Source organism: Lysobacter enzymogenes, from assembly GCF_017168095.1.
Taxonomy (GTDB): Bacteria; Pseudomonadota; Gammaproteobacteria; order Xanthomonadales; family Xanthomonadaceae; genus Lysobacter; species Lysobacter enzymogenes_D.
In genome coordinates this window covers 632-26,215 of sequence record NZ_LXSD01000364.1, presented here as the reverse complement: position 1 = coordinate 26,215, position 25,584 = coordinate 632, and the positions used below count along the sequence as shown (strand labels likewise).

Below are 25,584 nucleotides of genomic sequence, written 5' to 3'. Positions count from 1 at the left end.
GCCCGGCCGACGCGCCGGGCGATGCGAAAGTGGCGGAATTGGTAGACGCACTGGATTTAGGTTCCAGCGCCGCAAGGCGTGCGGGTTCGAGTCCCGCCTTTCGCACCAAGGCGGCCGGCAGACAGAACAGCCGCCACGCCCGGCAGCAATGGCCGGCCTTCCCAGCCGGCGCTGTTGAAGCGCGGCCGTTCTCAGCCCGTCCCCTCGCTGCCGGCTGCCCAATCCCACCGCCGCCTGCGACACACCCCGCAAAACCCGGCCTCGGCCCCAAAACCCGCCACCCGCCGGCCTTTCGGCCGCGCAACGCTGGCAGCCCAGCGCGTAATCGGCCAAACTAGCAAGTTCCGCCGGCCGGCGAGTTTCACCCCCGGGCCGGCGGCCGGACCGGATCAACAACATCGTCGCCGCGGCAGGTGCCGCGGTCGCAGGAGTGGATATGCAAGTTTCGCTCGAATCGCTGGGCTCGCTGGAGCGCCGACTGACCTTCAGCCTCCCGGCCGAAAACCTGGAAACCCAGGTCGGCGGCCGCCTGCGCGAAATCGCGCGCGGCGCCAACATCAAGGGCTTCCGCCCGGGCAAGGTGCCGGCCAAGATCATCGAGCAGCGCTTCGGCGCCCAGGTCCGCGCCGAAATCCTCGACGGCATGCTGCGCGAGAGCTTCGGCGACGCGATCCGCAAGGAACAGCTGCAGATCGCCGGCAACCCGAGCATCGAGCCGGCCGGCGAAGCCGAGGGCACCCTGTCCTACGTGGCCACCTTCGAGGTGGTGCCGGACTTCGGCGACATCGACGTGAGCAAGCTCGAAGTCGTGCGCCACACCGCCGAGGTGTCCGACGCCGACATCGACGCGATGATCGAGAACCTGCGCCTGCAGCGCCGCACCCTGAAGTCGGTCGAGCGCGGCGCCCAGGACGGCGACATCGTCGAAGTGGAGACCTGGACCGAAATCGACGGCACCCGACTGCCGGCCGAGGGCGCCGAGCACGGCAGCACCCAGATCGGCTCCGGCGCGATGTTCAAGCCGCTGGAAGACGCCATGATCGGGGTCAAGGCCGGCGAGGAGAAGGTCGCCCAGGTCGAGTTCCCGGCCGACTGGCGCGCCGCCGAGGTCGCCGGCAAGACCGCCAGCGTCCACCTCAAGCTCAACCACGTGTCCGAGCCGGTGCTGCCGGAAGTGGACGCCGAGTTCATCAAGAGCTTCGGCGTGCGCAGCGGCGACGCCGAGCAGTTCCGCGCCGACATCCGCACCAACCTGGAGCGCGAGCTCAAGGGCGCGCTGATGAACCGCCTGCGCCAGGAAGTCGGCGAGCAGCTGGTCAAGGCCTACGAGTCGGTGGAAATGCCGCCGAAGCTGGTCGAGCAGGAAGCCCGCAACATGGTCTGGCAGACCGTCGAGCAGGCCCGCCGCCAGGGCCGCCAGATCAGCGCGCCGGACGACGCCCACCTGAGCTACATGGATTCGGCGCGCAAGCGCGTGCTGGTCGGCCTGCTGGTCGGCGAGATCGCCCGCCGCAACGACCTGCGCCTGGAAGCCAAGCGCGTCAACGAGACCCTGCGCCTGATCGCCTCGACCTACGAGGAGCCGCAGCAGGTGATCGACCTGTACCGCAACGACCAGCAGCTGATGGCCGGCCTGCAGAACCGGGTGATGGAAGAGCAGGTGATCGACTGGATCGCCGAGCGCGCCCAGCACACCGAGCAGCCGCTGTCGTTCAGCGACGCGATCCGTCCGAACTGACGATCGCACGGCCCGCGGCCACGGCCGCGGGCCGCTTGCTTTGCACCGCCCGCCTTGCGCGATCCGCTCGCACGATCCTGCCGGAGGCCCTCCCCGCGAGGGCCTTCGCCGCACTGGCCGCCGGCATCGCCGGGCCGGCGGGCGGCGCCCCGCGGCGTTTTAGCAATCGCGCCTCTTGCGCTGCGCCGCCGCCGGCCCCAAGTTGGGCTCAACCGCGCAAGCAACTCCAGCGCCCCCTACGTCAGCCACAGGTGCCGTCTACCCCATGGATAACCTAACCAAAGCCCTGAATCTGGTGCCGATGGTGGTCGAACAGACCAGCCGCGGCGAGCGCGCCTACGACATCTACTCGCGCCTGCTCAAGGAGCGCGTGATCTTCCTGGTCGGCGGCGTCGACGACCACGTCGCCAACGTGATCGTGGCCCAGATGCTGTTCCTCGAGGCCGAAAACCCCGAGAAGGACATCAACTTCTACATCAACTCCCCGGGCGGCGTGGTCACCGCCGGCATGGCGATCTACGACACCATGCAGTACATCAAGCCCGACGTGAGCACGATCTGCATCGGCCAGGCCGCCAGCATGGGCGCGCTGCTGCTCGCCGCCGGCGCCAAGGGCAAGCGCCTGGCGCTGCCGAATTCGCGGGTGATGATCCACCAGCCGCTCGGCGGCTTCCAGGGCCAGGCCACCGACATCGACATCCACGCGCGCGAGATCCTGACCCTGCGCCAGCGCCTCAACGAAATCCTGGCCAAGCACACCGGCCAGTCGCTGGAGACCATCGCCCGCGACACCGAGCGCGACAACTTCAAGAGCGCCGAGGCCGCGCGCGATTACGGCCTGGTCGACCAGGTGCTCGAGCGCCGTCCGGACGAGACCATCCAGGCCTCGTAAGCACGCCGCCGGGCGGGCCGACAGCACGCGCAAACCTTTGATCCGCCTGAACTATGTTCGCTCAGGCAGATCCGGGGGGAGGGCCCGGGACGCTGTGCTATCCTCGGCCCGTGTCGCCTGAACGAGCCTCGGCGGCGCTTGCCGCCCAGGCGATTTAGGCATATTAAGAAGCCAACGCGCACCACAAGACTGAGCACCAACGGGCCAAATCAAGCATGACCGACGAACGACAAGGACGCAGCACGGGCGACAGCAACAAGATCCTGTATTGCTCGTTCTGCGGTAAAAGCCAGCACGAAGTCCGCAAGCTGATCGCGGGCCCGAGCGTGTTCATCTGCGATGAGTGCGTGGAGCTGTGCAACGACATCATCCGCGAGGAACTCGAGGAGAAGGCGCAGTCGGCGCGCAGCCACCTGCCCAAACCGCGCGAGATCCTCGAGGTGCTCGATCAGTACGTGATCGGCCAGCAGCGCGCCAAGCGCACGCTCGCGGTCGCCGTGTACAACCATTACAAGCGCATCGAGAGCCGGCAGAAGAACGACGACGTCGAATTGTCGAAGTCGAACATCCTGCTGGTCGGCCCGACCGGTTCGGGCAAGACCCTGCTCGCCGAAACGCTGGCGCGGCTGCTCAACGTGCCGTTCACCATCGCCGACGCCACCACGCTGACCGAAGCCGGTTACGTGGGCGAAGACGTGGAGAACATCATCCAGAAGCTGCTGCAGAAGTGCGACTACGACGTCGAGAAGGCGCAGCAGGGCATCGTCTACATCGACGAGATCGACAAGATCTCGCGCAAGAGCGACAACCCGTCGATCACCCGCGACGTGTCCGGCGAAGGCGTGCAGCAGGCGCTGCTCAAGCTCATCGAAGGCACCATCGCCAGCGTGCCGCCGCAGGGCGGGCGCAAGCATCCGCAGCAGGAATTCCTGCAGGTCGACACGCGCAACATCCTGTTCGTGGTCGGCGGCGCGTTCGCCGGGCTGGACAAGATCATCCAGCAGCGCAGCACCGAGGCCGGCGGCATCGGCTTCGGCGCCAAGGTCAAGAGCGCCGAGCGCAAGATCGACATCGGCAAGATCCTCGCCGACGTCGAGCCGGAAGACCTGATCAAGTTCGGCCTGATCCCCGAGTTCGTCGGCCGCCTGCCGGTGGTCGCCACGCTCGAGGAACTCGACGAGCCGGCGCTGATCTCGATCCTGACCGAGCCGAAGAACGCGATCACCAAGCAGTTCCGCAAGCTGTTCGAGATGGAGAACGTCGAGCTGGAGTTCCGTCCCGACGCGCTGTCGGCGATCGCCAAGAAGGCGCTCAAGCGCAAGACCGGCGCGCGCGGCCTGCGCACCATCGTCGAATCGGTGCTGCTGGACACGATGTACGAACTGCCGTCGCTGGAGAACGTCAGCAAGGTGGTGGTGGACGAGTCGGTCATCGAGCACAAGTCCGAGCCCTACCTGATCTACCAGACGCCGCCGGCGCAGCCCAAGGTGGCTTCGGCCGAGTAAGCCACTGCGCCGAGCCAGCAAGACCATCGCCCCCGCCCAGTGCGGGGGCGATCGTTTTCGGGGTTCGGTTTCCTTGTTTGATGGACGCCGTGGCAGTCCTGCTCTTGTGGGAGGGACTTCAGTCCCGACGCTGTCCTTTCAGATCGCGGCGATCGGGCACAAAGGCGTCGGGGCTGAAGCCCCTCCCACAAAAAAGCGGTTTCCGGCCTGCGCGGCAGGCGCTACGACTGCGAAGTGGTTCTGCTCTTGTGGGAGGGAGTTCAGTCCCGACGCTGTACTTTCAGATCGCGGCGATCGGGCACAGAAGCGTCGGGGCTGAAGCCCCTCCCACAAGGCAAGCCGCTCCCACAAAAGAGCAGCGGGCTTGCGCCGGCAAGACGGCGGCAGCAGCGCTCAGGCTGCGTCTTCTTCCCCATCGCCGTTCCACTCGATCATCGCCTGCCGCGCGCGCTCCACGCCTTCGCACAGCACCTCTTCCAGCGACTGCCGCGCCGGGCTGGCGCCGAGCATTGCCCGCAGCAAACGCTCGACGCTGCCGAACCCGTCCTGGTCGTAGTACAGCGCGCCGAACCGGTCCGCTTCGTCGGCGTACACGTACCAGGCGCTTTCGCCGACCGTATCGGTGCGGTACCAGCCGAAGCAGCGGTAGCGCGCGTTGAGCGCGTCGAGCTCGGGCTGCCGGAAATTCGCGCCGGGTTCGAACTCGGGCCGGTCGTTGCCCCAGCTGTGGGCGATCACATCGACCAAACCCAGGGAGCGGATACGCTGCCATTCGTCGGCCCGCGCCAGCTCCTCGGCGAGGGCGGCGGGGCCGGGCAGTTCCATGCAGTGCGACTCGGTGTTGTCCTGGTTGCCCAGGCCGCCGAAGCGCCGGTAGAACTCCTCCAGCTCGGCCGGCAGCGGCCGCGGCTCCAGCGCCCGCAGCCGGGCGATGGCGTCCTCGGCGGCCGGTCCGGGCGCGGTCAGGGTGTTGTAGTCGTCGTCCCAGAAGCGGGCCCGGCTTGCGTTGTAGTGATCGATGGCGTCGCGCAAGCGTTGCATCGGTGGCGTCCTGATCGGCGGGGCGGACGGGACGCTTTGTCCCAGGTCCGGATTTGTATCACAAGGCAATGATTTAAAAGCGGTTTTTCTCGATTCTGCGGGCCGCCCGGCGGGCTTTGCTTGCGCTCCCGGGCCGCCACCCCCATAACGGGAGCCTGGATGCCCCGGCATCCTCACCCCACGCTTGTCGAGAGCTCCAATGACCCAGTCTTCCGCCGAATCCATGACCCTGCCGGTGCTGCCGCTGCGCGATGTGGTCGTGTTCCCGCACATGGTGATCCCGCTGTTCGTCGGTCGCGACAAGTCCATCCGCGCCCTCGACCTCGCCATGGAATCGGACAAGCGCATCCTGCTGGTCGCGCAGAAGTCCGCCGAAACCGACGACCCGGGCGCCGAGGATCTGTACGAGATCGGCACCCTGGCCCAGGTCCTGCAACTGCTCAAGCTGCCCGACGGCACCATCAAGGTGCTGGTCGAAGGCGTCTCGCGCGTGCGCGTGGACGAGGTGGCCGAGCGCGACAATGCGCTGTCCGGCCACGCGGTCGTGGTCGAGCCGCAGGTCGACCGCGAAGAGCGCGAAGTCGAAGCCATCGCGCGTTCGCTGATGGGCTTGTTCGAACAGTACGTCAAGACCAACCGCAAGCTGCCGCCGGAGCTGATGCAGACGCTCGCCGGCATCGACGAGCCCGGCCGCCTGGCCGACACCGTCGCCGCGCACCTGGGCGTGCGCATCGGCGACAAGCAAAAGCTCCTGGAGACCCACGCCATCGGCGCGCGCCTGGAGCAGCTGGTCGGCCTGGTCGACGGCGAGATCGACGTGCAGCAGCTGGAAAAGCGCATCCGCGGCCGAGTCAAGTCGCAGATGGAAAAGAGCCAGCGCGAGTACTACCTCAACGAGCAGATGAAGGCGATCCAGAAGGAGCTCGGCGAGATCGACGATGCGCCCAACGACATCGACGAGCTCGCGCGCAAGATCGCCGAGGCCGGCATGCCCAAGCCGGTCGAGACCAAGGCCAAGAACGAGCTCAACAAGCTCAAGCAGATGTCGCCGATGTCGGCCGAAGCCGCGGTGGTGCGCAACTACCTCGACTGGCTGCTGGGCGTGCCGTGGAAGAAGCGCAGCAAGATCCGCAAGGATCTGAAGGCCGCGCAGGACGTGCTCGACGCCGACCACTTCGGCCTGGAGAAGGTCAAGGAACGCATCCTGGAATACCTCGCGGTGCAGTCGCGGGTGAAGAACATGAAGGGCGCGATCCTGTGCCTGGTCGGCCCGCCGGGCGTCGGCAAGACCTCGCTCGGCCAGTCCATCGCCAAGGCCACCAACCGCAAGTTCGTGCGCATGTCGCTCGGCGGCGTGCGCGACGAGGCCGAGATCCGCGGCCATCGCCGCACCTATGTCGGCTCGATGCCGGGCCGGATCGTGCAGAACCTCAACAAGGTCGGCAGCAAGAACCCGCTGTTCGTGCTCGACGAGATCGACAAGATGTCGATGGACTTCCGCGGCGATCCGTCTTCGGCCCTGCTCGAGGTGCTCGATCCCGAGCAGAACAACGCCTTCAACGACCATTACCTGGAAGTCGACCTCGACCTCAGCGAAGTGATGTTCGTCGCCACCTCCAACTCGCTCAACATTCCCGGACCCTTGCTGGACCGCATGGAAGTGATCCGCATCCCGGGTTACACCGAGGAGGAGAAGCTCAACATCGCGATGCGCTACCTGCTGCCGAAGCAGATCAAGAACAACGGCTTGAAGCCCGAGGAGATCAAGATCGCCGAAGGCGCGGTGCGCGACATCGTGCGCTACTACACCCGCGAGTCGGGCGTGCGCAACCTGGAGCGCGAGATCTCCAAGATCTGCCGCAAGGTGGTCAAGGAAATCGCCCTGGCCGGGCCGAAGCCTGCGAAGAAGGGCAAGGACGGCGCGGTCAACGTCACCTCCAAGAACCTGGAGAAGTACCTGGGCGTGCGCCGCTTCGATTTCGGCCGCGCCGAAGAGCAGAACGAGATCGGCCTGGTCACCGGCCTGGCCTGGACCGAAGTCGGCGGCGACCTGTTGCAGGTCGAAGCCACGCTGGTGCCGGGCAAGGGCCAGCTGATCCTGACCGGCCAGCTCGGCGACGTGATGAAGGAGTCGGTGTCGGCGGCCCTGTCGGTGGTGCGCGCGCGCGCCGAGCGCCTCGGCATCGACGTCGAGTTCCTGCAGAAGCACGACGTGCACGTGCACGTGCCCGAAGGCGCCACGCCGAAGGACGGCCCCAGCGCCGGCATCGGCATGGCCACCGCGCTGGTGTCGATGCTGACCAAGAATCCGGTCAAGGCCGATGTGGCGATGACCGGCGAGATCACCCTGCGCGGCCGCGTGCTGCCGATCGGCGGCCTGAAGGAGAAGCTGCTGGCCGCGCTGCGCGGCGGCATCCGCACCGTGATCATTCCGGAAGAGAACCGCAAGGATCTGGCCGACCTGCCCAAGAGCGTGACCCAGGGCCTGAAGATCATCCCGGCGCGCTGGATCGACGAGGTGCTCGACATCGCGCTCGAGCGTCCGATCGCGCCGGTGCCGACTTCGGGCGAAGGCGAAATTCCGGTGCGCGAAAACGGCAAGAGCAACCCGCAGCCCGACGTCAAGCACTGACTCGGGCCGCCGGTCGGAGAGCGCCGAAAGGGGGCGCGAAAAAACGCTGAAAGCCGCGCCACTGCTGGCTTTCGCGCTTGCGCCCCCTATAGGCCGCTGGTATAACGACCGCAACCGCGCAGCCCCAATCCACACGCACAACTTCTGCGCGGCACACTTGATCGGAACCACGCCTCCTGCGGCGATGATCCGATTCTCAGAACACGCGGTCGCAACCGCACAGGGAGTCAATAAAATAATGAACAAGGCCGAACTCGTAGGCGCCGTCGCCGAAACCGCCGAGCTGTCGAAGACCGACGCTACCGCCGCCGTCGATGCGCTGATCGACGTCGTCACCAAGGCGCTGAAGAAGGGCGACACTGTCACGCTCGTAGGCTTCGGCACCTTCCAGGTGCGCAAGCGCGCCGCTCGCCAGGGCCGCAACCCCAAGACCGGCGAGACCATCAAGATCCCGGCTTCGAAGAATCCCTCCTTCAAGGCTGGCAAAGCGCTGAAGGATGCCGTAAACTAACCAACTCGGCGGCGATGCAGGCATCGCCCACGAAACCCAAAGCAGTCAGCCCTAGGTATTCGGGTGCTTAGCTCAGCGGTAGAGCGTCTCCTTTACACGGAGAGGGTCGGGGGTTCGAAACCCTCAGCACCCACCAGAGTCGCTGGTCTTTCTGCCGTGGCGTGTCCCTCGCAAGAGCGGATTCAGCGAGCGAAACGGGTTTTCGAAAACGAGTTTTGGTAGTAGAGTTTCAAAATACGCGGAGTGGTAGTTCAGTCGGTTAGAATGCTGGCCTGTCACGCCGGAGGTCGCGGGTTCGAGTCCCGTCCACTCCGCCAGTTTTGTCGAAGGCGCCGGAAACGGCGCCTTCGTTTTTATATAAGTGAGAGTCCTCGATTTTGCCGCGATGCGGCACGGATCGCGGGCCGGAGTTTCAAAGCGCGGAGTGGTAGTTCAGTCGGTTAGAATGCTGGCCTGTCACGCCGGAGGTCGCGGGTTCGAGTCCCGTCCACTCCGCCAGTTGCACCTGAAAGGCACCGGAAACGGTGCCTTTTCTTTTTTCCGCGCCGCGGCGTTCGCGCGGCTTCGGTTTCGCGGGCCGACTTCTGTTTCCAGGCTCCGGCCGCCGCCCGCCGGAGCGCACGAGCGTTCGCCCCGGGGACGCCCCGGGGCGTCCCGCCGCCGGCCCGCACCGCCCGCCGCCCCGAATGCGACAACCGTCGCCCCGCGCCGCCCTGGCCGCGGAACCGCGCTAAACTGTCCGGCTTACGACTTAACCCGACCCGGACATGCTGCAGACACTCCGCGACAAGACCTCGGGCTGGATCGCCACCGTGATCCTCGGCCTGCTGATCATTCCCTTCGCCTTCGTCGGCATCGAGCAGTACATGGTGCAGCGCACCGACAATGCGGTCGCGCACATCGAGATCGCGCCGTCGTGGTGGCGCTCGGCGCCGTCGTGGTGGCCGGCCTCGATGCTGTGGAAGAAGGAAGCGATCGAGCGCGGCGAATTCGACGAGCGCTTCAACCGCGCCCGCGACCAGGCCCGCGCCCAGCAGGGCCCGAACTTCGACGCGCGCGAATTCGAAAAGCCGGAAAGCAAGCGCCGCGTGCTCGACGCGCTGATCGACGAGCGCGTGCGCAAGATCGCCGCCGAAGTCGACGGCGTCAGCGTCAGCGATGCGCTGGTGGTCAAGACCATCCAGTCGGTGCCCGACTTCCTCGACGGCAGCGGCAAGTTCAGCCAGGAGCGCTACATCCTCGGGCTGCAGATGCGCAATCCGCCGCAGACGCCAACCCAGTTCGAGCAGTTCGTGCGCGACCGCCTGCAGGAAACCCTGCTGCCGGCGAGCCTGGCCGAGAGCAGCTTCGTCACCTCCGGCGAAACCGACCGCTTGATCAAGCTACTGGGCGAGAAGCGCGACATCAGCCTGATCGAGCTGCCGGCGCCGGCCGCCGACACCGCCGAGGTCAGCGCGGTCGAGATCCAGAAGTGGTACGACAGCCACGGCAAGGATTTCCGTTCGCCCGAGAGCGTCGGCATCGAATACGTCGAGCTCAACGCCGCGGCCATGCCGGCGCCGCCGGCGCCGACCGAAGCGGCGCTGCAGGAGCGCTACAAGAACGAGCAGAGCAAGTTCCTGGCCGCCGAGCAGCGCCTGATCTCGCACATCCAGATCAACGTGCCGGCCAACGCCGACGCCGCCGCGCAGAAGGCGGCCGAGGACAAGGCCAAGCAGATCGCCGCGCAGGCCAAGGCCGCGGGCGCCGACTTCGCCGCGCTGGCGCGCGCCAACAGCGACGACCTGGGCTCCAAGGCCGCCGGCGGCGAGCTGGGCTGGATGGGCAAGGGCAATTTCCCCGGCGCGTTCGACGACGCCGCGTTCGGCAAGCTGCAGGCCGGCCAGGTCAGCGACCCGGTCAAGGCCGACGGCGGCTGGCACATCATCCAGGTGCGCGAGATCAAGAGCGGCTCGCAGCAGCCGTTCGAGGCCGTGCGCGAGACCCTGCTGCGCGAGGAAACCGAAGCCGGCCGCGAGCGCGCCTTCAACGAGTTCTCGGCCAAGTTGGTCGATCTGGTCTACAAGAACCCGACCACGCTGGAAGCGCCGGCCAAGGCGGTCGGCCTGCCGCTGCAGAAGATGGCGGTGGTGACCCGCGATGCCGCGGCCAACACCGGCATCGCGCAGAATCCGGCGGTGGTGCGCGCGGCCTTCACCGAGGCGCGCATCCAGGACAACACCGTCAGCGATCCGATCGACATCGGCCAGGACCACAGCGTGCTGATCCGGGTGGTCTCGCACACGCCCGAGCGCGCGCAGCCGCTGGCGCAGGTGCGCGACAAGGTCATCGCCGCGGTCCGCGCCGACCGCACGAGCAAGGCCGCGGAAAAGGAAGCCGACGCGCTGATCGCGCGCATCAACGGCGGCGAAACCCTGGCCGCGGTGGCCGCGTCCAAGCAGTTGCCGCCGCCGCAGGACCTGCCCGGCGTCGCCCGCGGCATGCCGATGCTGCCGCCGGACGTGACCGAGGCGATCTTCGCCGTGCGCGCGCCGGCGCAGGGCAAGAACGCCGGCGGCAAGGCCAAGCTGCCCAACGGCGGCTACGTGCTGTTCGCGGTGACCAAGATCGCGCCGGGCGACAAGTCGGTGCTGAAGGCGGCGGAGCTGGACATGCTGCGTACCCAATCCGCGCAGGCGACCGCGGCGGACGAAGTGACCGAGCTGACCTCGGCGCTGCGCAAGCGCATGACGATCAAGGTGCTGGAGGAGAACTTGCGCTGAGGCGCGGGTTCGCTTCGCATCGATGAAACGGCGAAGGCCCGGCGGATGCCGGGCCTTCGTTTTTTGCGGTGGGGTTTTGTCGCGCGCGTTGTCCGGTCGGTGCGCGGGTTGGAGTCGGTTGCGCAGTCGCGTCGTTTTCGCGGTCGCGGCTTGCGCCGCTCCTACAAGGGTCTGATGCAGTTGCGTCGGAGCGACGGCGACACCGCGGTAACGACGAAACCCGCATCGCCCCCGCGCTACCATGCGCCCATGAAAAGCAAACTCATCGCCGTCGGCGAACGCGCCCCGCGCTGGGTCGCCGAAGGCTTCGGCGAATATCAAAAGCGCCTCTCGCACTGGCTGCCGCTGGAGCTGGTGGAGATCGAGCCGGGCCTGCGCGGCAAGGGCCGCGATGCGGTACGTGCGACCGCGGACGAGGGCGCGCGGGTGCTCGCGGCGCTGCCCAAGAACGCCTGCGTGGTTGCGCTGGAGGGGCGCGGGCGGTTGTGGACCTCGGAGCAGTTGGCGCAGCGCCTGGAGCATTGGCGCGGGCAGGGACGCGATCTGGCGTTCCTGATCGGCGGGCCGGAAGGGCATGCGCCGGAGGTGCTGACGCGCGCGGACGAGCAGTGGTCGCTGGGGCCGCTGACGCTGCCGCATATGCTGGTGCGCCTGGTTGCGGCGGAGCAGTTGTATCGGGCGGCGGCGTTGCTGGCGAATCATCCGTATCACCGCGCTTGATGCGTAGGCGGGATGCGGTCGGCGCAGCGGTTTTTTGTGCGGTTCGGTTGGCTGTTGGCGCGGGTGTTGCGGGCGTTCGTCGTAGCGGAGGGGTCGCGGTCGCGGCTTGCGCCGCTCCTACAGGGGCCTTCGTGGGGCGGCGATAAAAACGAGACCCTCGCTGGGGCGAGGGTCTGTGCGTTGGCCTTCGAGTGTCGCAGCGTCGCCCGCGGTGGGCGGACGACGCCGCGGCTTATTGCCGGTCCAGCTTGAACTCGATCGGCACGCGGCCGCGCGCCTGCACGGCCTGGCCGTTCTCCATCGCCGGCTGGAACGCCCAGCGCTGCAGCACGACCTTGCGCGCGGCTTGGTCGAGCGCGCGGTTGCCGCTGCTGCGCACGATTAGCACGTCGATCGGCTTGCCGTCGACGCCGACCAGGATTTCCAGTTCGACGGTGCCGGTGATGCCGGCGCGCACGGCTTCGATCGGGTAGCTCGGCGCCGGGTTGCGCAGCACCTGCAGGGTCGCGCCTTCGATGATCTGGCGGCCGACGTTGACCGGCGGTTCGATGCTGGCGACGACGTCGTTCGACCCTTGGAAATCCATCGCCTGCGCCGGCTGGTCGACGACGATTTGCGGCGGCGCCACAGGTTGCGGCGCGACCTGCTGGACGCGCGGCGGCGGATCCTTGACCACTTGGCGCAGCGGCGGGTCTTTCTTCGGCGGCGGCGGGGGCGGGTCGACCGGCCTGGGGCGCGGGACGAACTCGATGATCGTCTGGTCGAGCGGTTGGGTGATCAACTGCGGCGCGCTCAACGGCGCCAGCATCAGCATCAGCATGGCCGCATTGAACGCGATGGCGCCGGCGTTGGCGGCGATGCGGGTGCCGTCCAGGGGCTGGCGGGCGTGGTGGGATGGGAGCGTGCGAACCATGGGCATCCTCCTTGAGTGTGTCGTACTGCTCTGACAACGGCCCGGTACCGCCAACGGGGTTGTAGTCGAAAGCGGTTCCGCGTCTCAAAAATGCGCCGGTGGCCGCTGGAGATGCAAGCGGTTCTCGTTTACTACCTTAGTGGGAAAGGCGCCGGGCGGTTCGGTCGGTGCTCAAGAACTTCTGCCGATATCGTCGGGCTTCGTGCAGCGATTTCCGTCGATTCGGCGAAATCTGAAAATCCTGGGCAAAGCCGGTTCAAACCCTGTCTGGCTGAATGAACGGCAACAATTGGCGGCCACTCGTGCGCTTGGCCACTTGCCGTAGCGGCGAAGCTCAGGCCTTGAAACCGGCCGGGTAGTGGCGGCAGTCTTGCGCCGCCGCAGAAACTTCGGGCGAGGCCGAGCCGGGCCTGCCCCGATTCCCACGCCCGCAGCGGCCGGCGTCCGCTCCCGGCCCGCGCCACGCTCCGCAAGCGCCGCTGCACCGGGCCGCGAAAACGACGAGACCCGCTCGCGCGGGCCTCGTCTTCGCTGGGTGCCGGCGCTGCGGCCGGGTTCAATCGCCGTCGGCGCCGTGCTCGGGCTCGCGCTGCAGCCCGCCCTCATCGGGATCGGGCTTGCGCTTCTTCGGCCGCTGCGCGTCCTCGCCGTCCTGCGGCTGCGGCTCCGGATAGCCCGGGTTGCGGCCCGGGCGCGGGTCGACGGTGCCCGGCGTGCGTTGCTTGTCGCCGCTCATCTCACTTACCCAGCTCGAACACCACGTCCAGGTTCATCGACAGGCTGTTTTCGCCCGGCGAGACCGAGGTGTCGGCGGCGGCGCCGGCCTTCTCCATGCGCATGGCCATCATCGGCATCGGCATCGGCGGGGCGAAGCGGCCGCCTTCGCTGACGCTGACGATGCGGCGCACCTTCATGCCCAGGGTCTTGGCGTACATCTCGGCGCGCGACTGGGCCTTTTCGATGGCGCCGCGGCGGGCTTCGTCGAAGGCGGCTTCCTTGTCCTTGTCGTCCAGGTCGAAGGTCGGCCCGTTGATCTGGTTGGCGCCGGTGGCGACCAGCGAGTCGAGGATCTTGCCGACCTTGGAAATGTCGCGGATCACGATGTTGACGTTGTTGTTGGCCTGGTAGCCGGTGATCTGCGGCGGCTGGTTTTCCTGGTAGCGGTATTGCGGATTGAGGTTGATGCCGCTGGTCTGGATGTCGCGCTCGGCGATGCCGGCGGCCTTGATCGCGGCCACGACCTTGGCCATCTGCTCGGCGTTGGCGCGCATCGCCGCGTTGGCGTCGGCGGCCTGGGTGACCACGCCGGTGGAGACGGTGGCGATGTTGGGCGTGCGCTTGGCGGTGGATTCGGCCGAGACCGAGAGCAGGGTGCCGTCGGTGGCGACGTAAGGGGCGGTCTGGGCGGACGCGGACATGGCGGTTGCGGCTCCGAAGGCGAGGACGGCGGCGAGCGCCAGCGGGCGCAACGACAGGCGGGGCAGGGACGGCAGGCGGACGGACGACGGGGACGACAACCGGGTCATGTGCAACTCCTTGAGGGACGAGGTAAGGGTCTTGCTGAATCGGTTAACGAACCGTGATTCGGTACGGGGTTTGCGCCGTCGGGCTTGAGGCGGCGCTCAGTCAGCGCGGGTTATGCTTTCGCGCATGCTCTATCTAGCCTCCCAATCGCCGCGGCGACGCGAACTGCTCGGCCGCCTCGGCCTGGAATTCGGCCTGATCGACCTGGACATCCCCGAACAGCGCCAGCCCGGCGAACCCGCCGCCGACTACGTGCGCCGGGTCGCGCGCGAAAAGGCCGGGGCGGGCTTGCTCAAGGTGGTCGCCAACCCGTCGGCGGTGGTGCTCGGCGCCGACACCGAGGTGGTGCTCGACGACGAAGTGTTCGGCAAGCCGCGCGACGCCGAGGACGCCCGCGCCATGTTGCGGCGGCTGTCCGGCCGCACCCACCAGGTGATCAGCGCGGTGTCGCTGGTCTCGCCGGCGCGCGAAGCGCAGGCGGTGTCGGTGTCGGAGGTCGGCTTCGCCGCGCTCGACGAGGGGCAGATCGAACGCTACGTCGCCTCCGGCGAGCCGATGGGCAAGGCCGGCGGCTACGCCATCCAGGGCGGCGCCGAGGTGTTCGTGACCCGGCTGGCGGGCAGCTACTCCGGGGTGATGGGGCTGCCGCTGCACGAAACCGCGCGGCTGCTGCGCGAGTTCGGTCTGAGCGCCTGAACCGCGCCGAACGCCGTCGCGCGCGCGGCCGAACTCGGCCGGCCGCGCGCGTTCCATAGCAACCCCATCGCCGTACCCGCCCGCCTTAAGCCCCGCCGTTCCCCGTTCCCGCCGTTTCTCTCATTCCCCGCCTTCGCAGCGCCAACGGACCCGCGCCCGCTCATGACCGAAGAGATCCTCGTCAACGTCACCCCGCGCGAAACCCGCGTCGCCGTGGTCGAAAACGGCATGCTGCAGGAGCTGCACATCGAGCGCGGCTGGCGCCGCGGCGTGGTCGGCAACATCTACAAGGGCAAGGTGCAGCGGGTGATGCCGGGGATGCAGGCGGCGTTCGTCGAGATCGGCCTGGAGCGCGCGGCGTTCCTGCACGCGGCCGACATCGTGCGCCCGCACCAGAGCGGCGAAGGCGAGGGCGAGGAAGCGCCGCTGCCGCCGGCGCCGACCCGGCCGATCGCCGAACTGCTGCGCGAGGGCCAGGAGATCATCGTGCAGGTGGTCAAGGACCCGATCGGCAGCAAGGGCGCGCGCCTGACCACGCAGCTGTCGATCCCCTCGCGCTACCTGGTGCTGCTGCCGCGCACGCGCGTGGTCGGGGTGTCGGCGCGGATCGAGGACGAGGGCGAGCGGGCGCGGCTGAAGGCGCTGGTGACCGCGCAGGCGCCGGCCGGCGAGCAGCACGGCTACATCGTGCGCACCAACGCCGAAGGCCAGCCGGAAGAGGCGCTGGCCGAGGACATCGCCTACCTGAGCCGGGCCTGGGCGCTGATCGCGGAGAAGTCGCGCAGCAGCAAGGTCGGCGAGCGCGTCTACGAAGACCTGAGCCTGCCGCTGCGCGCGGTGCGCGACCTGATCCGGCGCGACGTGGAGAAGGTCAAGGTCGACTCGCGCGAGACCAGCGAGCGCCTGCGCAGCTTCGCCGCCCAGTACATGCCGGGGCTGGCCGAGAAGATCGAACACTACACCGGCGCGCGGCCGATCTTCGACCTGTACGGGGTCGAGGACGAGATCCAGCGCGCGCTGGACAAGGAAGTGCCGCTGAAGTCCGGCGGCTACCTGGTCATCGACCAGACCGAGGCGATGACCACCATCGACGTGAACACCGGTTCGTTCCTGGGTCAACGCAACCTGGAGGAAACCGTTTACCGCACCAACCTGGAGGCCGCCCAGTCGGTCGCCCGGCAACTGCGGCTGCGCAACCTGGGCGGGATCATCATCATCGACTTCATCGACATGACCGACCAGGAGCACAAGCGCCAGGTGCTGCGGCAGCTGGAGAAGGCGCTGACCCGCGACCACGCCAAGACCACGGTGTACGACTTCTCGCCGCTGGGGCTGGTGGAGATGACCCGCAAGCGCACCACCGAGAGCCTGGAGCGCCAGCTCAGCGAGGCCTGCCACGAGTGCGGCGGGCGCGGCACGCTGAAGACGCCGGAGACGGTGACGTACGAGATTTTCCGCGACATCGTCCGCCAGGTGCGCCAGTTCGACGCGGCGCGGCTGCTGGTGATCGCCTCGCCCAAGGTGGTGGCGCGGATCACCGACGAGGAGTCGGCGGCGGTGGCGGAGCTGGAAGAATTCTTGAGCAAGTCGATCCGGTTCCAGGCCGACGACCAGTATGCGCAGGAGCAGTTCGATGTCGTGTTGCTGTGACTTCGCCGCGGTCCTTCTCCCGCGTGCGGGAGAAGGTGGCCCGCAGGGCCGGATGAGGGACGCCGCGCCGGCGGCCCTCGCCGCGACTGCGCTCCCGCTTACGGGAGCAGGGCCGATCGAACGGGCGCGCCGCTGATGCCCACCCCCCTGCGCCGCCGCCTGCGCCTCGCCCGCCGTGCCGTGTTCTACGGCGCGGCGGTGCTGCTGGTGCTGGTGGCGTCGCTGTTGGCGGTGGCCAGCCAGTTGCTGCCGCTGGCCGAGCGCCATCCGGACAAGGTCGCGGCGTGGTTGAGCCAGCGCGCCGGGCGGCCGGTGGCGTTCGACCGGGTCGAAACCCGGTGGACCCGGCGCGGGCCGCTGCTGCGCCTGGACGGGCTGCGCATCGGCGAGGGCGCGCAGGCGTTCAACATCGGCGACGCGGAAATGCTGGTGTCGCTGTATGCCGGCGTGTTGCCGGGGCAGGCGTTCTCCGAACTGCGCCTGCGCGGCCTGGACCTGACGTTGGAACGCGCCGACGACGGCCGCTGGAAAGTGCGCGGCCTGCCGGGGCAGGAACAGACCGAACAAGGCGATCCGTTGTCGGCGCTGGAAGGGCTGGGCGAACTGCAGGTCATCGACGGCAAGCTGGCGGTGATCGCGCCGAGCCTGGGCCTGGACGCGCGCGTGCCCAAGATCGACCTGCGCCTGCGCGTGAACGGCGACCGCGTGCGCGCCGGCGCGCGCGCGTGGCCGAGCGTCGGCGCGAGCGGCGCGGCGGCCACGCCGCTGGACGTGGTGCTGGATTTCGACCGCAAGCGCGGCGACGGCCGCGCCTACGCCGGCGCGGTGCGCGCCGACCTGGCGGGTTGGTCGCCGTTGCTGAAAGTGGCCGGCATCCGGATCGAGACGGGCCAGGGCCGGGCGCAGGCCTGGGCCGACCTGCGCGGGCACCGGGTCGCCGGGGTGATGGTGTCGGCGGCGCTGGACCGGGTCGGCTTGCGCGCCGAACGCAGCGCGCCGGCGTCGGCGCCGCCCACGGCGGCGTCGACGTCGGTGCCGACGGCGATCGCCGCGGCCGCGGCGCCTGTGGCCGCCGCTGTGGCGGGGCCTTCCGGACAAGTCGCCGCGAGCGGAGCGGACAGCGTCGGGGCTGAAGCCCCTCCCACAAAAGCCCCTCCCACAAAAGCCACTGCCGCGACTGTGGGAGGGCCTTCAGGCCCGACGCCTTCCGGTCGGGTTGCCGCGAGTGGAGCGGACAGCGGCAGGGTTGAAGCCCCTCCCACCAAGGCCGCCGCCGCGACCGCCAAGACCGCGCGCGCCGACGACGCAGCGAACAAAGCGGTGCAGCCGGCGCGGATCGAGTTCGACCACGTCGAAACCCTCGCGCACTACCGCCTGACCGACAACGGCTGGCGCCTGGACGCGTCCAGGCTGCGGATCGGCAACGACCCCAACGTGCAGAGCCTGGACGGGTTGGCCGTGGCCGGCGGCGAACGCTACGCGCTGCGCGCCGACCGCATCGACGCCGGCCCGCTGATCGCGGTGGCCGCGCTCAGCGACGCGCTGCCCGAGCGCCTGCGCCACTGGTTCGAAACCGCCAGGCCGCGGGTGTCGCTGAGCGAGATCGCGGTCAACGGCCATCGCGACGGGCCGATGTTCGCCAGCGCCCGGGTCGATGCGCTGGGCTTCGATCCGGTCGGCCATTCGCCGGGCCTGCAAGGGCTGGCCGGGCGTTTCCAGGCCGACGCCGAGGGCTTCGCGTTCGATCTCGACGAACGCTCGCCGATGCGCTTCGACTGGCCCTCGGGCTTCGGCGTGCCGCATACCTTCAAACTGCAAGGCAGCGTCGGCGGCTGGCGCGAAGGCGGCGGCTGGCGCATCGGCACCACCGCGCTGCGCATCGACGGCGATGTCGGCCTGCGCGCGCGCGGCGGGATGTGGTGGCAGGGCGACGGTTCGCGGCCGTGGATCGACATCGCCGCCGACCTGGATCCGGTCAAGCTGCCGACCGCGAAAGGCTTCTGGGTGCGCAGCCAGATGTCGCAGCATTTGTTGAACTGGCTCGACAACGGCCTGGTCGCCGGCACCTTGGTCGATGGGCACGCGGTGGTGTCCGGCGATCTCGACGATTGGCCGTTCAACCGCAACAACGGCCTGTTCCACGCCGGCGGCAAGCTGCGCGCGGCGACGGTGAAGTTCCAGCCCGACTGGCCGGCGGTGGAGGCGCTCGATGCCGACATCGCCTTCGTCGGCGACGGCTTCAGCGTCGAAGGCGCCGGCAAGATCGCCGGCGTCGGCGTGCGCAAGGTGCAGGCCGGGATCGAGAGCTACCACGACGGCGTGCTGTACGTGAAAGCCGAGACCTCGTCGGAAGCCGGGCAATTGTTGAACTTGCTGCGGCAGAGCCCGCTGCACAAGGAACACGCCGACACCCTCGACAACCTGCGCGCCAGCGGGCCGGCCGCGGTCGCCTTCGACATGCAGCTGGCGCTGCGCGAGGGCGGGCGCACCACGCTCGACGGCGGCGTCGACTTGACCGATGCCAAGCTCGCCGACCCGCGCTGGAAGGTCGCGTTCGAACAAGTGCGCGGCCACGCCGAATTCGGCCGCAGCGGTTTCCGCGCCGAGGACCTGGCGGTGCTGCACGACGGCGCGCCGGGCAAGCTGTCGCTGCGCGCCGGCGAAGACTATGTGCGCGACAAGGCCAACGCGTTCGAAGCCGGGCTGGATGCGATCTCGGGCGCCGACGAGCTGATCGCGCGCGGGCCGGACGATCTGGCCTGGCTCAAGGACTACCTGGACGGGCGCTCGCTGTGGACGGTGGGCATTTCGATTCCCAAAAGCGCGCCGGCCGCGCCGGGCAAGCCGGCCGCGGCGGCGCCGACGATGCTGAGCCTGCAATCGAATCTGGTCGGCACCGCGCTGACCCTGCCGCCGCCGCTCAACAAGGCCGCCGCCGCGCCGCTGCCGACGAGCGTGGAAACCCCGCTGCCGCTGGGCAGCGGCGATGTGCGCGTGGCCCTGGGCAACACCCTGGCGCTGCGCGCGCGCAACACCAACGGCAAGACCGGCGTGCGCGCGGTGTTCGGCGCCAACCGGGTCGATGAGCTGCCGCCGGCCCACGGCCTGGCGGTGAGCGGCCGGGTCGACGTGCTGGAGGCGATCGACTGGATCGCGCTCGCCCACGGCGACGGTGCCGACGACGGCCTGCCGTTGCAGCGCGTCGACGTGACCGCGCAGCGCCTGCAACTGCTCGGCGGCGTGTTCCCCAACACCCGCCTGGTGGTGGTGCCGGCCGCGCGCGGCGCGACCGCGGTGCGCGCCGAGGGCGCGGCGCTGGAAGGCGCGGTGATGATTCCCGGCGGCGAAGGCGGCGCCATCGCCGGCAAGCTCGCGCGCGTGCACTGGAGCGCGGTGGGCGCGGGCGCGACCGCCGGCGGCAATTCCGGCAATGCCGGCAACGGCGCGCACGCGGCCGCGGCCAACGTCGCACAGGCCGCGCCGAAGCCGGCCGACGCCTCGATGGATCCGGCCAAGATTCCGGCGCTGACGCTGGACATCGCCGACCTGCGCTTGGGCAGCGCCGCGCTCGGCAGCGCCACGATCCGCACCCGGCCCACGCCCGCGGGCATGCGCATCGACCAGATCAGCACCCGCGGCGACAAGCAATCCATCGACCTCAGCGGCGACTGGACCGGCCGCGGCGCGGCCGCGCGCACCCATCTGAGCGCGACCGTGGACAGCGGCGATGTCGGCGCGCTGATGACCGGCTTCGGTTTCGGCGGCCAGATCGGCGGCGGCAAGGGCAAGGCGCGGCTCGACGCGGGCTGGCCGGGCGCGCCGGCCGGGATGGCGCTGGGCTCGCTCGAAGGCACGCTCAACCTGGACGTACGCGACGGCCGCCTGATCGAGATCGAACCCGGCGCCGGGCGCATGCTCGGCCTGCTCAGCGTGGCCCAGCTGCCGCGCCGGCTGACCCTGGACTTCCGCGACCTGTTTTCCAAGGGCTTCGCCTTCGACCGCGTCGGCGGCACCGTGCGCTTCGGCAACGGCAGCGCGCGCAGCGACGATCTGAGCATCGACGGCCCGGCCGCGAGCATCGCCATCCGCGGCGCCGCCGACCTGCGCGCGCAGAGCTACGACCAGACCATCGAAGTGCGTCCCAAGGCCGCCAACGTGCTGACCGCGGTCGGCGCGCTCGCCGCCGGCCCGGTCGGCGCGGCGATCGGCGCGGCCGCCAACGCGGTGCTGCAGAAGCCGCTGGGCAGCCTGACCTCGCGCACCTACCGGGTGACCGGCCCGTGGAAGGAGCCGAAGGTCGAAGTGGTGACGCGCGAGCAGACGCGCGCGGCCGGCAAGCCGGCGCCGCCGGCGGGCTAGGGCGTCGCCGACGGGTCAGGGCGTCGCCGGGGCAAGGCCTCTGGCTCGGTGCGCTGGACCCGCAGCGCGGCGATCCGGGCGGAAAGCGTCGGGGCTGAAGCCCCTCCCACAAAACCCCGGCGGCGCTGCAGTGCGATTGCGGGAGGGCCTTCAGGCCCGACGCTCTGGTCCCAGATCGCGGCGATCCGGGCGGAAAGCGTCGGGGCTGAAGCCCCTCCCACAAAACCCCGGCGACGCTGCAGTGCGATTGTGGGAGGGCCTTCAGGCCCGACGCTCGGGTTACAGATCGCGGCGATCGGGACGGGAGGCGAGGCCGAAAGCCCCTCCCGCATTGATCTGCGCCCAAGCGCCACTATCTAGTGTCTGGTCCCAGTCCCGCGCCCGCGCCGCCACAGCGGCGCCGCGGGCGCCTAAGATGCCCTTTCCCCGCCTACACGGTTCGCTCATGACCCTGCCGATCCAGATCGCCGAATCCCGCCTCCTTCTGCCCGCCGGGCTCGACGCCAGCGGCCTGGAGCGCAGCTTCGGCACCCTGCTGGGGCCGGGCATCGATTTCGGCGATCTGTATTTCCAGCACTCGCGCCGCGAGAGCTGGACGGTGGAGGACGGCATCGTCAAGGACGGCGGCCATTCGATCGAACAAGGCGTCGGCGTGCGTGCGATCAGCGGTGAGAAGACCGGCTTCGCCTATTCCGACGAAATCAACAGCGAAGCGCTGCTCGGCGCGGCCAAGTCCGCGCGCGCGATCGCCCGCGACGGCGACGCGCACACGCCGCGCGCGCTGGTGCGCGGCGGCGGCCGCTCGCTGTACCGCAGCGAGGATCCGATCGATTCGGTCTCCAACGAGGCCAAGGTCGACGCGCTGCGCAAGCTCGACCAGTTGCTGCGCGCCGCCGATCCGCGCGTGCGCCAGGTCGTGGTCAGCCTCAACGGCGTGCTCGATACCGTGCTGGTGGCGCGCAGCGACGGCGTGCTCGCCGCCGACGTGCGGCCGCTGGTGCGCTTGAACGTGCAGGTCATCGTCGAACACAACGGCCGCCGCGAGAGCGGCTACGCCGGCGGCGGCGGCCGCTACAGCTACGCCGAACTGCTCGACGGCGGCAAGCCCGAGCGCTTCGCGCGCGAAGCGCTGCGCCAGGCGCTGGTGAACCTGGACGCGGTCGACGCGCCCGCCGGCGTGATGCCGGTGGTGCTCGGCTCCGGCTGGCCCGGCGTGCTGCTGCACGAAGCGGTCGGCCACGGCCTGGAAGGCGACTTCAACCGCAAGGGCACCTCGACCTACGCCGGCCGCATGGGCCAGCGCGTCGCCGCCCCGGGCGTGACCATCGTCGACGACGGCACCCTGGAAGGCCGCCGCGGCTCGCTCAACGTCGACGACGAAGGCACGCCGACGAATTGCACCACGCTGATCGAAGACGGCGTGCTGGTCGGCTACATGCAGGACACCCTCAACGCCCGCCTGATGGGCATGGCGCCGACCGGCAACGGCCGCCGCGAATCCTTCGCCCATCTGCCGATGCCGCGCATGACCAACACCTACATGCTGGCCGGCACGCACGATCCCGAAGAGATGATCCGCTCGGTCAAGAAGGGCCTGTACGCGGTCAATTTCGGCGGCGGCCAAGTCGACATCACCAGCGGCAAGTACGTGTTCTCGGCGACCGAGGCCTACTTGATCGAAGACGGCAAGGTCACCGCGCCGGTCAAGGGCGCGACCCTGATCGGCAACGGCCCGGAGACGATGCGCAAGGTCAGCATGATCGGCCACGACCTGGCCCTGGACGAAGGCGTGGGCGTGTGCGGCAAGGACGGGCAGAGCGTTCCGGTCGGCGTCGGCCAGCCGTCGCTGCTGATCGACGGGCTGACCGTGGGCGGCACCCAGTCGTGACGCCTTCGCTGCGGCTCAGCGCGCGCCGTCGGGCGCGCGCGGATAGCGCAGCAGCCGGCGCGCGGTGCCGTGGCGATGGCTGGTCGCCTGCGCCTGCTGCGCGAGCCGCTTGAGTCCGCGCTCGTCCGTCGCCGGATGCTCGAGCGCGATGGCGTCGATGCCTTGCGCGATGCAGCGCGTGCGCCAGGTCGCGATGCGCAGCCATCGCCCGTCGATGATCGTGGCGCGCGCGGGCGCCGCGGCTCAGTCGCGCTCGGGCGAGACGTCTTCGCCGTCGCTGTCTTCGTCCGCATCGCCCTCGGCGGCGCCGAGGATCGCCGCGCGCAACTCGCGATACAGCTCGCGGAACGAGTGCGGCGGCTTGTTGCGCTTGCGCTCGTCGAGCGTGTTGCGCACCAGCTGGCGCAGGCGCTGGCGGTCGGCCTGCGGGTATTCGTCGAGCAGCTCGGCCAGCGCGGCGTCGCCGTCCTCGAGCAGGCGCTCGCGCCATTGCTCGACCCGGTGCATCGCCGCGACCTCGCGCCGCGCCGCGTCGCCTTTTTCGTCCATCGCGTCGCGCAGCGTCTCCAGCGCCTCGTCGTCTTCGCGCCGCATCTGCTTGGCCAGGAACGCCAGCTGGCGCTTGTGGGCGACGTGGGCGGTGATGCGCTTGGTCTCGCGGATGTGCGGCAGCAACGCCTCGGGCACCGGCAGCTTGGCCAGCTGGGCTTCGCTCAGCGCGACCAACTTTTCCGCCAGCGCCAGCACCTCCAGCGCCTCGCGCCGGTTCTGGCTGCGGCTGGGGCTGAAAAATTCGCCGGTGTCTTCGTCTCTGCCGCGCATCGCACTTCCCTCGATAAACTGAACGTTACGACGGCGGCGCCCGCGGCGCCGCCAATGACTAGGATAAGCCATTGAACGCGCAAGCCCTCACCTCCGCCGCCGCCCACACCTTCGCCGACCCGGACGCGCGCCTGGACGCGCTGGCCGAGCTGTCCCAGCGCCTGCTGGCCGCCGCGCGCGCGCGCGGCGCGAGCCAGGCCGAGGTTTCGTGCTCGGAAGACGCCGGCCTCAACGTCAACGTGCGCATGGGCGAGGTCGAGACGGTGGAATCCACCCGCGACCGCGGCATCGGCGTCACCGTCTATTTCGGCCGGCGCAAGGGCAGCGCCAGCACCGCGGACCTGCGCGAGGAAAGCCTGGAATCCACGGTCGAACAGGCCTGCGCGATCGCCCGCTACACCGAGGACGACCCCGCCGCCGGCCTCGCCGACGCCGAGCTGATGGCGCGCGGCGATCGCGATTTCGACACCTGGCACCCCTGGCACATCGATGCCGACCGGGCGATCGAACTGGCCCTGGCCAGCGAAGCGGCCGGGCGCGCGTTCGATCCGCGCATCGAGAATTCCGACGGCGCCTCGGTCGGCACCGGCGCCAGCCTGGCGGTCTACGCCAACTCGCACGGCTTCCTCGGCCGCGAGCGCAGCACCCAGCACAGCCTGAGCTGCGCGCTGATCGCCGGCCGCGGCGAGGCGATGCAGCGCGACGGCTGGTACACCCTGGGCCTGTCCGCGGACGACATGGAATCGGCCGCCGCGGTCGGACGCCAGGCCGGCGAGCGCACGGTCGCGCGGCTGGCGCCGCGCCAGCTCGCCACCGGCGAGTATCCGGTCCTGTTCGCGGCCGAGAGCGCGCGTTCGCTGATCGGCCATCTGATCGCCGCGGTCAGCGGCGGCGCGCTGTACCGGCGCGCCAGCTTCCTGCTCGACAGCGCCGGGCAAAAGCTGTTTCCCGAATGGTTCTCGGTGCGCGAAAACCCGTTCCTGATGCGCGGCCTGCGCTCGACCGCCTACGACGGCGAAGGCGTGGCCACGCGCGAATCGATGCTGGTCGAGGGCGGCGTCTTGCAGCGCTACGTGCTCGGCAGCTATTCGGCGCGCAAGCTCGGCCTGCACAGCACCGGCAACGCCGGCGGCGTGCACAACCTGGAAGTCGCCGCCAACGCCGGCGACTTCGCCTCGCTGTTGCGGCAGATGGGCCGCGGCCTGCTCGTCACCGAGCTGATGGGGCAGGGCGTCAACGCCGTCACCGGCGACTACTCGCGTGGCGCGGCCGGGTTCTGGGTCGAGAACGGCGAAATCCAGTATCCGGTCGACGGCATCACCATCGCCGGCAACCTGCGGCGCATGTTCGAGAGCTTCGAAGCGATCGGCAGCGACGTGGACCTGCGCTCGCACGTGCGCACCGGCTCGATCCTGGTGGGCAAGATGATGGTGGCGGGCGAGTAAGCGGCGGCGACGCGCAAGGTACGCAAGCAGTTCGCTGTCGTACCCGCTGATGCTCTCGTCGTCATGCCCGCGAAGGCGGGCATCCAGGGCTTCATCGAAGCATGGCGCTGAAGCCTCTGGATCCCCGCCTTCGCGGGGATGACGACTTGGAGCGGCGCGGCGAATTGGAGCAGCGCAGCGAAGCCGAGCGGCGAAACCGATTTGCTGCGCAACCCACCTACCGTCATGCCCGCGCAGGCGGGCATCCAGGGCTTCATCGAAGTATGGCTCTGAAGTCTCTGGATCCCCGCCTTCGCGGGGATGACGGCTTGGAGAGGCGCGGCGAATTGGAGCAGCGCGGCGAAACTGGGCGGCGAAACCGATTTGCCGCGCAACCCACCTACCGTCATGCCCGCGCAGGCGGGCATCCAGGGCTTCATCGAGGCATGGCGCTGAAGCCTCTGGATCCCCGCCTTCGCGGGGATGACGACTTGGAGCGGCGCGGCG

At 69.3% G+C, this 25,584-nt stretch carries 17 protein-coding genes, 4 tRNA genes and 4 pseudogenes; 19 read left to right on the top strand and 6 right to left on the bottom strand.

The genetic code is table 11. The annotated features are described in order from the left end of the window. Positions 1–23 precede the first annotated feature (23 nt). The 6 genes and pseudogenes from A7A76_RS14530 to A7A76_RS26685 form a co-directional block, all read left to right on the top strand. A tRNA-Leu gene (locus A7A76_RS14530) sits at positions 24–108 on the top strand. Between the two features lie 328 nt (positions 109–436). Beyond that, complete coding sequence (tig, locus tag A7A76_RS14525; RefSeq protein ID WP_206411855.1) at positions 437–1,738, top strand: trigger factor; 1,302 nt, start codon at positions 437–439, stop codon at positions 1,736–1,738. 265 nt (positions 1,739–2,003) lie between these two features. Next, positions 2,004–2,630 carry an ATP-dependent Clp endopeptidase proteolytic subunit ClpP gene (gene clpP / locus A7A76_RS14520; protein WP_206411854.1) on the top strand — a complete coding sequence of 209 codons (627 nt, stop codon included), beginning with the start codon at positions 2,004–2,006 and terminating at the stop codon, positions 2,628–2,630. 215 nt (positions 2,631–2,845) lie between these two features. Beyond that, complete coding sequence (clpX, locus tag A7A76_RS14515; protein WP_074866006.1) at positions 2,846–4,135, top strand: ATP-dependent Clp protease ATP-binding subunit ClpX; 1,290 nt, start codon at positions 2,846–2,848, stop codon at positions 4,133–4,135. Between the two features lie 106 nt (positions 4,136–4,241). Continuing rightward, positions 4,242–4,322 (top strand): annotated as a pseudogene (locus tag A7A76_RS26690) (DUF6053 domain-containing protein); the annotation flags it as partial. 61 nt (positions 4,323–4,383) lie between these two features. Continuing rightward, a pseudogene (locus A7A76_RS26685) lies at positions 4,384–4,464 on the top strand (DUF6053 domain-containing protein); the annotation flags it as partial. A 64-nt stretch (positions 4,465–4,528) separates the two neighbouring features. On the opposite strand, the gene A7A76_RS14510 reads toward A7A76_RS26685, so the two are convergent. Then, complete coding sequence (locus tag A7A76_RS14510; RefSeq protein ID WP_206411853.1) at positions 4,529–5,176, bottom strand: hypothetical protein; 648 nt, start codon at positions 5,174–5,176, stop codon at positions 4,529–4,531. A 199-nt stretch (positions 5,177–5,375) separates the two neighbouring features. On the opposite strand from A7A76_RS14510, the gene lon reads away from it, so the two are divergent. From lon to rlmH, 7 genes are all read left to right on the top strand, one after another. Further along, on the top strand, positions 5,376–7,808 hold the full coding sequence (gene lon / locus A7A76_RS14505; protein WP_206411852.1) for an endopeptidase La: 2,433 nt from the start codon (positions 5,376–5,378) through the stop codon (positions 7,806–7,808). Between the two features lie 238 nt (positions 7,809–8,046). After that, positions 8,047–8,319 (top strand): HU family DNA-binding protein, encoded by a 273-nt coding sequence (locus A7A76_RS14500; RefSeq protein WP_057948278.1) that lies wholly within the window; start codon positions 8,047–8,049, stop codon positions 8,317–8,319. 61 nt (positions 8,320–8,380) lie between these two features. After that, a tRNA-Val gene (locus A7A76_RS14495) sits at positions 8,381–8,455 on the top strand. Between the two features lie 104 nt (positions 8,456–8,559). After that, a tRNA-Asp gene (locus A7A76_RS14490) sits at positions 8,560–8,636 on the top strand. Between the two features lie 104 nt (positions 8,637–8,740). Then, positions 8,741–8,817 (top strand) — tRNA-Asp (locus A7A76_RS14485). Between the two features lie 269 nt (positions 8,818–9,086). Next, positions 9,087–11,081, top strand: coding sequence for a peptidyl-prolyl cis-trans isomerase (locus A7A76_RS14480; protein WP_206411851.1), 1,995 nt, complete (start codon positions 9,087–9,089; stop codon positions 11,079–11,081). A gap of 249 nt (positions 11,082–11,330) precedes the next feature. Further along, positions 11,331–11,801 (top strand): 23S rRNA (pseudouridine(1915)-N(3))-methyltransferase RlmH, encoded by a 471-nt coding sequence (gene rlmH / locus A7A76_RS14475; protein WP_206411861.1) that lies wholly within the window; start codon positions 11,331–11,333, stop codon positions 11,799–11,801. A 232-nt stretch (positions 11,802–12,033) separates the two neighbouring features. On the opposite strand, the gene A7A76_RS14470 is transcribed toward rlmH, so the two are convergent. From A7A76_RS14470 to A7A76_RS14460, 3 genes are all read right to left on the bottom strand, one after another. Beyond that, entirely contained in the window at positions 12,034–12,714 is a 681-nt protein-coding gene (locus A7A76_RS14470) for an energy transducer TonB (protein WP_206411850.1), read from the bottom strand. A gap of 556 nt (positions 12,715–13,270) precedes the next feature. Then, positions 13,271–13,450, bottom strand: coding sequence for a hypothetical protein (locus A7A76_RS14465; RefSeq protein ID WP_206411849.1), 180 nt, complete (start codon positions 13,448–13,450; stop codon positions 13,271–13,273). 1 nt (position 13,451) lies between these two features. Further along, entirely contained in the window at positions 13,452–14,240 is a 789-nt protein-coding gene (locus tag A7A76_RS14460) for an SIMPL domain-containing protein (protein WP_206411848.1), read from the bottom strand. A 124-nt stretch (positions 14,241–14,364) separates the two neighbouring features. Between A7A76_RS14460 and A7A76_RS14455 the strand changes: the two genes are divergently transcribed. The 4 genes and pseudogenes from A7A76_RS14455 to A7A76_RS26680 form a co-directional block, all read left to right on the top strand. Next, positions 14,365–14,934 carry a Maf family protein gene (locus A7A76_RS14455; RefSeq protein ID WP_206411847.1) on the top strand — a complete coding sequence of 190 codons (570 nt, stop codon included), beginning with the start codon at positions 14,365–14,367 and terminating at the stop codon, positions 14,932–14,934. Positions 14,935–15,096: 162 nt separating this feature from the next. Next, positions 15,097–16,584: a ribonuclease G gene (rng, locus tag A7A76_RS14450; RefSeq protein ID WP_206411846.1), complete on the top strand. Its 1,488-nt coding sequence runs from the start codon at positions 15,097–15,099 to the stop codon at positions 16,582–16,584. Positions 16,585–16,719: 135 nt separating this feature from the next. Further along, positions 16,720–20,943 carry a YhdP family protein gene (locus tag A7A76_RS14445; protein ID WP_206411845.1) on the top strand — a complete coding sequence of 1,408 codons (4,224 nt, stop codon included), beginning with the start codon at positions 16,720–16,722 and terminating at the stop codon, positions 20,941–20,943. Positions 20,944–20,985: 42 nt separating this feature from the next. Further along, a pseudogene (locus A7A76_RS26680) lies at positions 20,986–21,165 on the top strand (DUF6053 domain-containing protein); the annotation flags it as partial. On the opposite strand, the pseudogene A7A76_RS26675 reads toward A7A76_RS26680, so the two are convergent. Next, positions 21,087–21,275, bottom strand: a pseudogene (locus tag A7A76_RS26675) (DUF6053 domain-containing protein); the annotation flags it as partial. The pseudogenes A7A76_RS26680 and A7A76_RS26675 overlap by 79 nt on opposite strands. A gap of 113 nt (positions 21,276–21,388) precedes the next feature. Between A7A76_RS26675 and tldD the strand changes: the two are divergent. After that, positions 21,389–22,831, top strand: coding sequence for a metalloprotease TldD (gene tldD, locus A7A76_RS14440; protein WP_206411844.1), 1,443 nt, complete (start codon positions 21,389–21,391; stop codon positions 22,829–22,831). A gap of 243 nt (positions 22,832–23,074) precedes the next feature. Here tldD and yjgA read toward each other — a convergent pair whose 3' ends face one another. Then, positions 23,075–23,653 (bottom strand): ribosome biogenesis factor YjgA, encoded by a 579-nt coding sequence (gene yjgA, locus A7A76_RS14435; protein WP_206411843.1) that lies wholly within the window; start codon positions 23,651–23,653, stop codon positions 23,075–23,077. A 71-nt stretch (positions 23,654–23,724) separates the two neighbouring features. Between yjgA and pmbA the strand changes: the two genes are divergently transcribed. Beyond that, entirely contained in the window at positions 23,725–25,098 is a 1,374-nt protein-coding gene (pmbA, locus tag A7A76_RS14430; protein ID WP_206411842.1) for a metalloprotease PmbA, read from the top strand. Positions 25,099–25,584 lie beyond the last annotated feature (486 nt).